This is a genomic window from Clostridium sp. RTP31139st1_H3_RTP31139_211217 (assembly GCF_040227035.1).
Lineage (GTDB): Bacteria > Bacillota > Clostridia > Clostridiales > Clostridiaceae > Clostridium > Clostridium saudiense.
On record NZ_JBCOAB010000002.1, the window covers coordinates 140,808 to 154,574 of the forward strand.

A 13,767-nucleotide genomic window follows, 5' to 3' on the forward strand; every position below is an offset into this window, starting at 1 on the left:
TAATTAATATATTAAAATTAGTACTTAAGAAGGAAGTGGTTGATTATGGAAAAAGTTTTATGTCCTAAGTGTGGGGAAATTATATTTGAAGAACCAGAGTGTGAAGCTAATGGAATTATTACATGTGATAAATGCAATAATAAAATAAGATGGATATGCGATGGTAAGAGAACGATAACTAAATTAGATACATAATTAAAAATCCTTTATATAGATGCTAAATATATCTATATAAAGGATTTTTTTATAATAAGAATAATTGTAAAAATTTTGAAAATAGAATATATATATGATAAAATAATATATATAAATAAATAATAATGATAAATTATTAAAAATATATTTTATTAATTGATAAAAAGAAAAGTAGAAGGTGAGAAATCGTTAATAAGTAAAATTTATATTAGGGGGAATAAAGATGGGGGTATATTTTAAAAGACTAAAGGATGAAATATTTATTGGAGGAAGTGTTATTTTAGCATTAGTAATAAGTATACTTGTATCGAAAATATTTTTTATAAAGTATGGGGACATACTATTATATGTAGGTAGTATAATAATAGTGCTAGGATTTTTAGATTCCGCATTAAGAAATGATAAAATAGATAGAGATAAAATTGTTATTGGAAGTGGATTATTGGTTATGCTTTTAAGTTGTTTAATATAGTTTTAATGTATAAAATTAAAAGCTAAATCATATCAAATCTATAAATTATATGATTTTACTTAAGACTTTATAATCTTATTAAAAGAAAAACTGCTAAAGAGTTGAAGCTTATTGTATTTGCTTCAATTTCTTAATGCAGTTTTTCATAATAAGTATTAAATTAGTAAATTTAATTAATATATAATTTAGTTAATTCTAGAAGATGTGTAATTATCGTACCATTTATTAAATATAACTCTTATAGAAGCTGCAATTGGAACTGCAATTAGCATTCCGATTAATCCACCTATATTACCACCTATTAAAATAGCCATCATAGTAAATACCGCATGAAGTCCTACGCTTTGCCCAACTATTTTTGGAGCTAAAAAATTATTATCAATTTGTTGAACTACAAGCATTGCTATTATTGCATATAATACTTTTATAGGGCTTCCACTTAATAATCCCATTACGGCTGCTAATATTGTTCCAACAATAGGACCTACATAAGGAATCATATTGCATATACCAGCAATAATACCTATAACAACTGCATAATCTATTCTAGCAATTGATAGCGCAATTGCAGATAGTGCACCCACACAGAAGCCTTCTAATAATTGCCCACGGATAAATTTTGAAAATACATCATTGATTATTGAAAAAATTTCAGAGCATTTTTTACCTGCAACAGTATCTTTAAATATTAAAGAATAAAGTTTTTTCCAAAGACCAATAAAGTATTCAGAATCTTTTAGGATATATATGCTTATGATAATTGATATAAAGAATGTAGCAATACTACTTCCTATAGACATTATATTAGATGTCATTAATCCAAGGTTATTAATTATATATTTTTGAACAGTATCAACAATTTGAATTATATAAGGTTCTAGTTTATCAATAAATGAAATATTTAAATTCTCTAAAGTTGATTTTATTGATGATGTTGTAAATGAATTGGAATTTAAATATGAAGATATATCATTTATTATGTTAGTAAGCGTTGTGCTTTTAGATAATTGACCGCCTATCATAAAGTAAATTCCCCAAATAATAGCTAATACTATAGCAATTATAAGAAGATAGGAAGATATAATTGCAATCATTCTTCTGTTTCCTTGCTTTTTTACTTTATAAATAGTATTAGTTCTTAAAAAATTCTCTATGCTCCTTGTTAAGGGAAAGAGTAAATAGGCAATTATTATTGCAATAAGCAGAGGTTTTATCAAGCTAAGGCAATTTCCGATAATAGAAAAAATAGTTGTAAATATTGTCCCTATATTGGACATTATAGTTAAAGCTAAAAATATAGCTATAGCTGTTAAAGTGACATATATTGAATACTTCAATAGCTTTTTATCAAAGTGTATTTTCATGACTTACCACCCTTCAAAAATTTTATTATTTTATATAAGATATAGTATAACATAAGTAAATTAAATTTAAGGATTAATTATTATTTATTTGTAAATTTATCAAATAAAGTGAAAAACTAAGTAATTTATAGTAGAAAATAATAAAATCTAAAAAGTAATACCAATAAAAATATTTTTTAGAAGGAAATCTAGAAGATAGGTTGAAAATACTAATTATCAGAATTTTTTCAAAATATTAAATAAAGGGAGATGGTAAGAAAGGAATATTTTTTTAAAACATTATATATAATAGAATCAGTATTAGAAATAATAGTTATTTTGATACACAAAAATAAAATTATCAAAACAGATAATAATTAAGTGATTTTTAGGAGGAATTTGGTATGGAAAATGTTTATTCACAAATTGATGTTAATGCATATGTCGCTAAATATATGGATGAAATGGGATGTAATTTGAGTCAGGCTTGTGAGGAACTTGGAATTGATCCTTCAGATGTATTTGTATCAAATCATTATGATGAAGATGAGTTACAATAAAGTAGAATAAAAAATACGTGTTGAATAAATAAAGAGTTGACTGTATCTAAAAAGATACAGTCTCTATGATAACGTATAACATAACTTTACTACTAATAAACAAGCTGATATACTATATCTTATATAAATTTACTAGTAGTATATGGAGGATAAAATTTGAGTAAAAGAACAAAAGAAACAATATTGATAGGATCTGGACTTGTAATACTATCAATATTACTACACTACTTACATGTTGTAATTTTTAAAGATGTGCATCATACGATGATTTTTTTATTTGCGGATATTGCATTTATACCTTTAGAAGTATTTTTAACTACAATTGTAATTGAGAGGATATTAGAAAGAAGAGAGAAAGAGCATTTATTAGAAAAGCTTAATATGCTTATTGGATTATTTTATACAGAGCTTGGAACTAAGTTATTATCAGATATAGTTAAAGGTGATGCACATGGAGTAATGGCTAATCATAGAACTATAAACTCTGATACATGGAATGATCAATCTTTTTCTAAATTGCACGAAGATATTTTAAATTATGATTATGAACTAAATATTGATAAAATAAATTTAGGAGATATAAAAAATAAATTAGATGATAATAAGGATTTACTTATTAATTTAATTTCAAATGGGAATTTATTAGAGCACGAGACATTTACTGAAATGTTAATGACTATAATGCATTTAAAGGAAGAATTAGATACAAGATATTGTGATGAAATTGAAAGATATGAAATAATGCATATAGAAAAAGATTTAATGGCAGTATATAAGTATTTAACAATCGAATGGGCTGAGTATATGAAATATTTAAGTAAAAATTATCCAAGTCTTTATTGTAAGGCGCTTATTAATAATCCATTTGATACTAGAGATAAAAAAGAAAAAGATAAGTGTTTTTTAGAAAATATAAAATAATAATATAAATAATACATAAAAATTATAATAACTTTTAAGATATAAAACTGATGGTAAATTATAGATTAAACATTGAATTTTATCTATAATTTGCCATTTTTTATTGTAAAAAGTGAATAGTGCATTTTGAAACTATATAATTACATAATTAAATAAAAATACAATGTAAAGTGGAATATGATATAATTGATGAGAGGTGATGATATGAGAGGGTATTTAAATAAAAGTAATATAATAAAATTTAGTGTAAATACTATTATGGGAATATTTACAGCTATATCAATAATATCAATTTCAACCATTATGGCATTAAATATGAAATTTATATATAAAATTATTATAGAAAAGTATAATTTAGTTTCTGTAACTGGTATATCATCGAATGATTTATTTTTAAATTATAGTAAGATTATTAACTATCTACAAAATCCTTTTGATTCAAAATTGGTTTTACCAAATTTTGTTATGAGTGAATATGGAAAAATTCATTTTAAAGAAGTTAAAGATATTTTTATAGTTCTTATAATTATATCAATAATTTTTTTGCTGTTTATTACTGGTTATATCGTTTTTAGTAAAATAGAAAATAAAAAAGAGTTTAAAATAAATATTATTAATAATCTTAATTTAGGTGCAAATATTTTGATTTGCTTTTTTGGATTTATAATAGCAGCTATTTTAATAGACTTTTCTAAGGCTTTTACATTATTCCATAAGATTATATTTAATAATGATTATTGGATATTTGATCCTAGTACCGATCCTATTATAAATGCATTACCAGAAGAGTTGTTTATAATATATGCTTTAATTATTTTGGTTATAATACTAAGTATATCGGTTATTATTAAAATTAATAAAAGAAAAATAGTTAGGGGAAGTGCTTTCTCTTATTCAGAAAAAATGATAATAAAATAGAAATAATATATATTCTAAGAAAGGAAAAGTATGAAGAAGAAAATTGGAGTTTCAGCAATTTTGTTTACTATGCTGATACTTCTTATAGCATGCATGGATAATACTAAGAGAAATGAAGAGGAACATTTACAAGATGATATAAATAAAAAAGAAGAAATTAAGACGCAGAGAGATGAGATTAAAGAATTAATTGATAGTATGAGTATAAACGAGAAAATTGGCCAATTAATGATTGTTGGCTTTAATGGTACTAGTGTTGATGAAAATATAAATGATTTAATTAAAACTTCGTATATAGGAGGAGTAATATTATTTGGAAATAATGTTGAAAGCTTAAATGGAGTTACAGAACTTATAAATAATATAAAATTATCTAATATGAATAATAAGATACCTTTATTTATATCTGTTGATGAGGAGGGGGGAGTAGTTTCTAGAACTCCAAATGAGTTTTTAAAACTACCATCAAGTCTTTCTATTGGAGCATATAATAATAAAGAAATGTGTTATGAAGTTGGAGAAATAATAGCTAATGAATTAAAATTAATGGGTTATAATATGGATTATGCACCGGTATTAGATATTTTAAGTAATCCTAATAATACAGTAATAGGAAGTAGAGCATTTGGTAGAGATGCAGATATTGTTTCTAATTTAGGAATAAGTGTTATGAAAGGAATCAATGAAAATAATGTTATTCCGGTTGTTAAGCATTTTCCAGGACATGGAGATACTAGTGTAGATTCACATTATGGATTACCACTAGTTGAAAAAAGTTTAAATGAACTAAAAGAGCTAGAGTTTATTCCATTCCAAAATGCTATAAATAGTGGAGCAGATGCAATTATGGTATCTCATATTTTATTAAAAAATATAGATTCAGAAAATCCTGCTACCATGTCTAAGAAAATTGTTTCAGATATTCTTAGGGATGAAATGAACTTTAAGGGTGTGGTTATATCAGATGATATGACTATGGCAGCAATTATGGATAATTATGATATTGGTGAAGCTTCTGTAAAAGCTATTAATGCAGGCGTAGATATAATATTAGTTTGTCATGGATATGATAATGAAATTAAGGTATTGACCTCTATTAGTGAGGCTGTTAATTCAGGTGAGATTACAGAAGAAAGATTAGATGAAAGTGTATATAGAATTTTATCACTAAAAAATAAATATGATTTAAGTGACACAACTAAAATGAATTCAATAGGGATTGAAGAAATAAATAATAAAATTAATAATTTATTTTATTAAAAATAAAGTCGGTTAATATGAAGTATTTAGTATAAATATATACTGTAGCATGTTTATTTAACAGCATATATGTTATTTCATACACCGACTTTAATTATTATATTCTAGTAAAATTCTTTAAAGAAATATCAAAAGCTTTAACAGAATGGGTTAATTCACCGGAGGAAATGAAATCAACACCAGATAGTGCATAACTTCTAACTGTTTCTAATGTTATATTACCGGAGCATTCAGTAATAGCTCTTCCAGCAATTAATTCAACCATTTCTTTAGCTTGGGATGGGGTCATATTATCAAGCATAATAATATCTGCACCAGCATCAAGAGCTTCAAGAACTTCTTCTTTTGATTCAGTTTCTACTTCTATTTTTCTTACAAATGAGCAGTTGCTTTTAGCTAAGGCAATTGCATTTTTTATGCTACCTGCATATCCAATATGATTATCTTTTATTAAAATACCATCAGATAGTGAAAAACGATGATTATTTCCACCACCAATCTTAACAGCATATTTTTCTAATATTCTAAGGTTAGGGGTAGTTTTTCGTGTATCTAAAAGCTTTGTGTTAAGACCTTTAAGTTTTGATACATATTTATTAGTTAAGGTTGCAATTCCACTCATCTTTTGAAGTAAATTTAAAGCAACTCTTTCACCCATTAAAATATTAAGAGCATTTCCTTGAATTTCACCTATTATATCACCCTTAGTAATATTAGAACCTTCATTAATAAAGGCGGTAAACTCGACTTCACCTAGCAGATTAAATACTCTTTGAAAAATAGGTAATCCACAAATAATTCCATCTTCTTTAGCAATGAGAGAAGCTTTTGCTTTAGATCCACTAGTTATAACAGAAGAAGCAGTAATATCTCCATAAGGAATATCTTCTTCTAGTGCATTTTTTATTATTTTATCAACAATTGAATAATTTAGCATATTTATTGTCCACCTTTCTTTTTAAATAGCTTATCAATTCGTCATAAGAATCTAGTGCATAAGATTCAGATTCAAAAATAATATCTTTATAATGAATTTCATTTATTTTAGAATTAATATTTTCAGATGCTTGCTTTGCAAATACTAAAGCTTCCAGTAATGAGTTACTAGCAAGTCTATTACTTCCATGAACTCCAGTACAACTAGCTTCACCAACGGCATAAAGATTATTCATTGATGTTCTAGAGAATAAGTCAACTTTGATTCCACCCATACAATAATGATGGGCTGGAGCTATAGGTATTAAATCTTTATCCATTTTATAGCCTCTTTTTAGGCATTCATTATAAAGAAAAGGAAATCTATACATTAAAAATTCTTTAGATTTCTTTGTCATATCAAGATAGACATAAGGATTAGTAGGAGTTTTAGATATTTCATTTAATATTGAAGTAGATACAATATCTCTAGGAAGTAACGGATTAATAAATACTTCTTTATTTTGGTTAACTATTATTCCGCCTTCACCACGCAAAGATTCTGATAAGAGTAATTTTTTACCCTTTACATCAGGTTCATATAATACAGTAGGATGTAATTGCAAGTACTCCATATCTTTAATTTCAATATTATGTTTTAAACTAATATTTAAGCCATCACCAGTTAAATATTCAACATTAGTAGTTGAATTAAAAATACCCCCAATACCACCAGTAGCCAAAATAGTGAATTTACTATTTACTTTATAAGTTCTATGTGAATCTCTCAAAATACCGCCATAGCATGTATTATCTTTACATATTAAATCTATTAATGCAGTATTTTCAAGCATAGTAATATTTCTTTTTTTAGATACAATATTTAATAATGTTTCGGTTACAGACTTTCCAGTTTCATCTTTAACGTGGACAATTCTAAATTCACTATGGCCACCTTCGCGTGTATAATTTAATTTTTCTTTAGTTTTATCGAATGGTACTCCAAGCTTAATTAAAGTATTAATGTTTTCAATTGAATTTTTTATTAATAATTTAACAGCTTTAGTATCATTATGATAATTTCCTGCTTTTACTGTATCATTAAAATAATTTTCTTCATCAAAAAGACCAAGGGAAGTTGAAATACCACCTTGAGCAAGATAACTATTACAGTCTCTAAAGGAATTCTTAGTAATCATTAAAATCCTAATATCATCTCTTAAATTAAGTGCAGTATAAAGGCCTGCAATACCAGTGCCAACTATTAAAACATCATAATTCATAATTGCTATACAGATAGAAGATGCATATTTTCTAGGGCTTTATGAGCTTTTACTCTAAGTTCCTCGTCAATATGAACTTCAAATTCCTCATTTTTTAAACAATTATATAAATCATTAAGAGATATTTTTTTCATATTAGGACATATCATTCCTGTTTTAGTAGTAATAAATGTTTTAGTAGGACTTTTTAATTTCATTTCATATAATACACCTTCTTCGGTTACAACAATAAATCCATTGGAACTTGAAGAGGCACTATAATTAATTAGTTCAGATGTACTTCCTATAAAATCAGCTAAATCTCTAACATCTTTGTTACATTCGGGATGAACTAAAATGAGATAATCTGGATATTCCTTTTTTAGTTCGATAATTTCCTCTTTTTCTATTCTTTCATGAGTAGGGCAGAAGCCTTGATATAAAGTAAAGTTTTTATTAGGAAGCTGTTCTTGTAAGTAGCTTCCTAAGTTTCTATCAGGTAAAAAAATTATTTCTTCTGTATCAAGATTATTTAATATATCAATGGCAGATGATGATGTAACACATACATCTGATAAGGCCTTTATATCTAAATTAGAATTAATATAGCTCACAACTTTAGCATTAGGATGCTTGTCCATTAAATTTTCTAAACGATCAACTAAAGCCATGTCAGCCATAGGGCAGGTTGTTTCATTTGAAGGAATAAGAACTTTTTTATGGGGTGAAAGTATTTTAGCACTTTCAGCCATAAATTTTACTCCACAAAATATTATTAAATCTTTATCACTTTCCATGGCTTTTTTACTTAAAAAATAGGAATCACCAACTATGTCGGCAATTTCTTGAATTTCATCACATTGATAAAGATGAGCAACTATTAATGCGTTCTTTTCTTTTTTTAATTTTAATATTTCTTCTTTTAAGCTCATTTTCACACTTCCTCTTAAATTATTTACATGTGTATATACATTAGATTATCATAAAAATATACAGCTTTCAATAGATGAAAAATTAATTAAAAAAGTAAAATTATAATAAATTTGGACATCTTTTAAAAATTATTCGTATCATAATATAAGTAGTATTTTGGAGGTAAGAATTATATATGAAAAAAAGAGTTACTTTAAGTTTATGTATGATAGTTAAGGATGAAGAGAGAACCTTAGAGAGATGTTTAAATTCAGTAAAGTCTTTTATAAACGAAATTATAATAGTAGATACAGGATCTAAAGATAAAACTAAAGAAATTGCAAAAGGCTTTAATGCAAAGATATATGATTTTAAATGGATAAATGATTTTGCAGCTGCAAGAAATTTTTCTTTTAGAAAAGCTACTAGTGATTATATACTATGGTTAGATGGGGATGATTTTATAAATAGTGAAGATATTACTAAGATAGAAAATCTATTAGAACATTTAGATACTAGTTATGATTATATAAGCGGTGAATATATATTAGCAAGAAATAATGAGGGTAAAGTATCTTCTGTTTTAAGAAGAAATAGAATTGTTAAAAGAGAAAAAAATTTTAAGTGGATAGGAAAGGTTCATGAGTATTTAGCGGTATATGGAAGAGGATTAGAAGGTGATTTTGCAATAGAGCATGGAAAAATTAAAGCATATACCGATAGAAATTTTCAAATATTTAAGGAAATGGAGAAGAAGAATGAAAAATTTTCTCCAAGGGATATGTACTATTATGCTAATGAATTGATGGATAATGGGCATTATAAAGAAGCAATAGATGAATATAGAAAATTTATTGAAACTAATCAAGGATGGATAGAGGATGTAAAAGGAGCTTATTTTAGGATTATAAATTGTTATAAAGTATTAAATGAAAAAGAAAAGGTACCAGATATCGTTTTTGAAGCATTTAAGATAGACGCTCCTACTGCTGAAATTGTTTGTAGTTTAGCTGAATATTTTTTTGAGAAAAATAATATCAATCAAGCTATATTTTGGTATAGAACAGCGTTAGATTGTATACCTGATAAGGGAAATCCATCTTTATCAAATAGTGCTTATTATACTTGGATTCCAAGCTTGCAGCTTTGTGTTTGTTATTATAATTTAGGAAAAATTGATTGTTCATATTTTTTTAATGAGCTAACAGCAACTTTTATGGGCGATTCTGACAAGGTAGTATATAATAGGAAAATATTTGAAGATGCATATAAAAGATTAAATTCAAAAGCGCCTACATTAGAATATCCTTTAAAGGCATGTGATTATATCAAGTATATATAAAAGATTAAGGGAACAAACCATTAGGATAATTTGTCTAATTAAAGAACAAGTCTTCGAGTTTAATTTTATTATAATCTAAACTCGAAGACATTATGAAGGAAGAGGGACTAGAATGGTTTTTAGTAGTATTTTATTTATATTTAGATTTTTACCAATTTCTATGGGTATTTACTTTTTAACACCAAAAAAGTTTAGAAATTTTAGTTTATTAATATTAAGTTTAGTTTTCTACTCGTGGGGGGAGCCTAAGTATTTTGTACTTATGTTAGCATCTATATTTGTAGATTATTTTATAAGTCTTGGTATCGATAAAAATAATAAAAGTAAAAGGATTAGGATTATACTTTTGTGTATATCGATAACATTTAATATAGTAATTTTATTTTTCTTTAAATATATTAATTTTTTTATAGAAAATATAAATAGTATTTTTAATATCTCACTTAGTTATGTAAAAATAACATTACCTTTAGGAATAAGTTTTTATACTTTTCAAACTATGTCATATACGATAGATGTATTTCTAAAAAAAGTTAAACCAGAGAAAAATATAATTGATTTTGGGGCATTTGTTTGTTTATTTCCGCAACTTATAGCAGGGCCAATAGTAAAATATACTGATATAAATAGGGAATTGAAGTCTAGAAAAGTTAATTTAGATGCAATTCAAGAGGGAATAAGGTTATTTATTTTAGGGTTAAGTAGCAAGGTTATTATTGCAAATAATATAGGAAGCCTTTGGACAGAAGTTGAAGTAATGGGATTTAGTAATATAAGTACAATTCTTGCTTGGATGGGTATAATAGCATTTGCATTACAGATATATTTTGATTTTAGTGGATATTCACTTATGGCAATAGGTCTTGGGAAAATATTGGGGTTTAATTTCCCTATAAATTTTAATTATCCATATGAATCAAAAAGCATTAGTGAATTTTGGAGAAGGTGGCATATTACATTAGGACAATGGTTTAAAGAATATGTTTATATTCCATTAGGTGGTAATAGGGTAAGGAAAGTAAGACTATATTTTAATTTATTTATTGTTTGGTTTTTAACAGGATTTTGGCATGGGGCAAGTTATAATTTTATATTATGGGGATTATACTTTTTTTTATTAATAAGTATTGAGAAGGCAGGTCTCTTAAAATTTTTAAATAATAATAAGTTTATTTCACATATATATGCTATATTCTTTATTTTAATTGGATGGGTATTGTTTGCTGTAGTTGATTTAGCTCAAATAAAATTATTATTTAAACAGATGTTTAGTTTTAATATAGGTAACGAATGGATTTATTATCTTAGAAACTATGCTATAGTTTTTATTATTGCAATTATATTTTCTACTAGTTTTCCTAAGAAATTATATAAGAAATTTATTAAAAATGATGTAATTGATACTGTAATTATACTTATGATCTTTTTAGTATCAATAGCTTATTTAGTTGATTCATCATATAATCCATTTCTATATTTCAGATTTTAGGGGGAGTTTGATGAAAAGAAAATATTTATTATACGGATTTACAATAATTATTTTAACATTAACAGTAATTAGTTTTTTTGATAAAGATAAAATATTTTCAGAGTTTGAAAATAGAAATTTAAAATCTAAGGCTAAGTTTTCAGTTGAAAAATTCATTAATGGAAAATTTCAAGAAGAATATGAGGAATATATAAATGATCAAATACCATTAAGAGATGAATGGATAAGTATAAAGTCGATGAGTGAATATTTACTTGGAAAGATTGAAAATAACGGAATTATATATGGGAGAAATAAAAGACTTTTTGAAAAATTTGATTCTTTTAATGAAGAAAGACTTAAAAATAATGTCGAAGCTATAAGTAAATTTAGTGAAAAATATATTGATAAGGTATCTTTAATGATTGTTCCAAATTCATATGAGATATACAGAGAAGATTTACCTAAAGGATCACAACAAGTTAATCAGACTGAAATAATAAATAAAATTTATTCAAAGTTAATTTATTCAAATAATATTAATGTATTAGATGAGTTTATAAATAAAAAAAATGAGTATATTTACTATAATACAGATCATCATTGGACAACGTATGGTGCATATTTAGCTTATTGTGATTTTATGGAATCAATAGGTTTTTATCCTATAGATTTAAGTAACTATAATAGTGTTATTTTAGATGAGTTTTATGGTTCATATTTTTCTAAGGCTAAGCCATTTAATATACAAGGAGATATACTTACATATTATGAGTTTTATAATTTAGAAATGGATATTGTTGGAGATAGAAAGTATGATTCTATCTATGATATATCTAAAGCAGAATTGAGAGATAAATATTCTTTGTTTTTAAGAGGAAATAATTCATTAACTATAATAAAAAATAGTAAGTTGCAAAATAATAAAAATATCTTAGTTATAAAAGACTCTTTTGCAAATTCATTAGTTCCATTTCTAACACAAAATTTTGAAGAAGTACACGTTATTGATTTAAGAAGTTTTAATGGTAAAATAAGTGATTATATCAATGAAAATAATTTTGATAATATTATAATTTTATATAATTTTATAAATTTAGCTACAGATAATAATATATTAAAAATTAAATATTGATTTGTTTTATATGCACTAATCCATATAAGTAAGAATTAGTGCATATTTTTATAGATATGCAAGTATACTAATTGTCTTTGTGTCAATGATTTTACCTGATTTAATCATTGACTTTACTTCATCTAAATTAAAAGATTTAACTTCAGTAAATTCATCTTCATCGCAACATTTATTTCCTAATGATAAGTTTGTTGCCTTAAATAAATGAATAATTTCATCACAAAATCCAGGAGCTGTTGCAATACTGCCTAGATAAGTCATTTCTTCTGCTATATAGCCTGTTTCTTCTTCAAGTTCCCTATGTGCGCAATCTAAAATAGATTCATTTTCACTAAGTTTTCCAGCTGGAATTTCTAAAATGGTTTTATTCAATGGTTTACGGAATTGTTCTATTAATAAAATTGTATTATCGTCTATAAATGGAATTATAGCACAAGCTCCTGGGTGATTGATAATATCTCTAGTAGTTATTTTTCCGTTTGGAAGTTCTACTTCAATATTTGATATCTTCAAATAATTACCAGAATAAATTAATTTTTTAGAAATAGTTTTTTCATAAAATTTCATAGTTGCCTCCGAATAGTTTTATTGATTATTATATCATACCTTATAAAAAATATATGTTTTTGTAAAAGATTAAGTAACAATAGATTGGTATATACATAATATAAAGTATAGGAAAATTTAGTAAGATTATTAATACTAAGGAGGAAAAAGATGACAATGTATAGGAATATGAGAAATAATATGTCAAGAAAAAATATATTAATGAGTAGGAGAAGCAGTTATCATTCTTATGATGAACTAGAGGATGAACAATTAGAAGATGAACAGTTGGATAAATATAACGGAAGTAATGATATGTCTTACGAAATGAATTCTAGTATGTATGATAAGTTTGAATGTTCAGAAGATAAAGACAAAAATGAGTGTTCTTGCGTATGTATTCGTGGATGTAGAGGTCCAAGGGGTCCTAGAGGATTTAAAGGAGCAACAGGAGCAACAGGAGCAACAGGAGCAACAGGACCACAAGGAATAAGAGGAGCAACAGGAGCAACAGGAGC

At 25.5% G+C, this 13,767-nt stretch carries 14 protein-coding genes and 1 pseudogene; 10 read left to right on the plus strand and 5 right to left on the minus strand.

Going from position 1 to position 13,767, the window contains the following annotated elements:
• Positions 1-45 precede the first annotated feature (45 nt).
• Both ABUA17_RS01655 and ABUA17_RS01660 read left to right on the plus strand, forming a co-directional pair.
• Positions 46-195, plus strand: coding sequence for a hypothetical protein (locus ABUA17_RS01655; protein ID WP_172684755.1), 150 nt, complete (start codon positions 46-48; stop codon positions 193-195).
• Positions 196-418: 223 nt separating this feature from the next.
• Entirely contained in the window at positions 419-667 is a 249-nt protein-coding gene (locus tag ABUA17_RS01660) for a hypothetical protein (RefSeq protein ID WP_042394207.1), read from the plus strand.
• Between the two features lie 185 nt (positions 668-852).
• Here ABUA17_RS01660 and ABUA17_RS01665 read toward each other — a convergent pair whose 3' ends face one another.
• Positions 853-2,031 (minus strand): AI-2E family transporter, encoded by a 1,179-nt coding sequence (locus ABUA17_RS01665; protein ID WP_042394203.1) that lies wholly within the window; start codon positions 2,029-2,031, stop codon positions 853-855.
• 383 nt (positions 2,032-2,414) lie between these two features.
• Between ABUA17_RS01665 and ABUA17_RS01670 the strand changes: the two genes are divergently transcribed.
• The 4 genes from ABUA17_RS01670 (at position 2,415) to nagZ (ending at position 5,669) form a co-directional block, all read left to right on the plus strand.
• Positions 2,415-2,570, plus strand: a complete 156-nt coding sequence (locus ABUA17_RS01670) for a hypothetical protein (RefSeq protein WP_172676131.1) — start codon at positions 2,415-2,417, stop codon at positions 2,568-2,570.
• A 156-nt stretch (positions 2,571-2,726) separates the two neighbouring features.
• Entirely contained in the window at positions 2,727-3,491 is a 765-nt protein-coding gene (locus ABUA17_RS01675; RefSeq protein WP_042394200.1) for an MJ1433 family protein, read from the plus strand.
• 204 nt (positions 3,492-3,695) lie between these two features.
• Entirely contained in the window at positions 3,696-4,409 is a 714-nt protein-coding gene (locus ABUA17_RS01680; RefSeq protein WP_074431741.1) for a TIGR01906 family membrane protein, read from the plus strand.
• A gap of 30 nt (positions 4,410-4,439) precedes the next feature.
• The gene (gene nagZ, locus ABUA17_RS01685) at positions 4,440-5,669 is read left to right on the plus strand and encodes a beta-N-acetylhexosaminidase (protein WP_055274885.1); all 1,230 of its coding nucleotides are present in this window, start codon (positions 4,440-4,442) and stop codon (positions 5,667-5,669) included.
• A 97-nt stretch (positions 5,670-5,766) separates the two neighbouring features.
• On the opposite strand, the gene nadC is transcribed toward nagZ, so the two are convergent.
• From nadC to nadA, 3 genes are read right to left on the minus strand one after another with little or no spacing between them, the layout of a single operon-like run.
• Complete coding sequence (gene nadC, locus ABUA17_RS01690; protein WP_055274887.1) at positions 5,767-6,606, minus strand: carboxylating nicotinate-nucleotide diphosphorylase; 840 nt, start codon at positions 6,604-6,606, stop codon at positions 5,767-5,769.
• Positions 6,584-7,867, minus strand: a complete 1,284-nt coding sequence (locus ABUA17_RS01695; protein ID WP_042394192.1) for an L-aspartate oxidase — start codon at positions 7,865-7,867, stop codon at positions 6,584-6,586. The genes nadC and ABUA17_RS01695 overlap by 23 nt, the downstream gene beginning before the upstream one ends.
• 5 nt (positions 7,868-7,872) lie before the next feature.
• Positions 7,873-8,778, minus strand: a complete 906-nt coding sequence (gene nadA / locus ABUA17_RS01700) for a quinolinate synthase NadA (RefSeq protein WP_042394190.1) — start codon at positions 8,776-8,778, stop codon at positions 7,873-7,875.
• Between the two features lie 176 nt (positions 8,779-8,954).
• On the opposite strand from nadA, the gene ABUA17_RS01705 reads away from it, so the two are divergent.
• The 3 genes from ABUA17_RS01705 to ABUA17_RS01715 all read left to right on the plus strand — a co-directional run bounded on the left by ABUA17_RS01705 (position 8,955) and on the right by ABUA17_RS01715 (position 12,703).
• On the plus strand, positions 8,955-10,100 hold the full coding sequence (locus ABUA17_RS01705; RefSeq protein WP_055274890.1) for a tetratricopeptide repeat-containing glycosyltransferase family 2 protein: 1,146 nt from the start codon (positions 8,955-8,957) through the stop codon (positions 10,098-10,100).
• Between the two features lie 112 nt (positions 10,101-10,212).
• Complete coding sequence (locus ABUA17_RS01710) at positions 10,213-11,589, plus strand: MBOAT family O-acyltransferase (protein ID WP_055274892.1); 1,377 nt, start codon at positions 10,213-10,215, stop codon at positions 11,587-11,589.
• Positions 11,590-11,599: 10 nt separating this feature from the next.
• Positions 11,600-12,703 (plus strand): DHHW family protein, encoded by a 1,104-nt coding sequence (locus ABUA17_RS01715; protein WP_055274894.1) that lies wholly within the window; start codon positions 11,600-11,602, stop codon positions 12,701-12,703.
• Positions 12,704-12,751: 48 nt separating this feature from the next.
• Here ABUA17_RS01715 and ABUA17_RS01720 read toward each other — a convergent pair whose 3' ends face one another.
• Positions 12,752-13,270, minus strand: coding sequence for an NUDIX domain-containing protein (locus ABUA17_RS01720; RefSeq protein ID WP_042394179.1), 519 nt, complete (start codon positions 13,268-13,270; stop codon positions 12,752-12,754).
• A 150-nt stretch (positions 13,271-13,420) separates the two neighbouring features.
• Between ABUA17_RS01720 and ABUA17_RS01725 the strand changes: the two are divergent.
• Positions 13,421-13,767 (plus strand): annotated as a pseudogene (locus tag ABUA17_RS01725) (hypothetical protein); the annotation flags it as partial.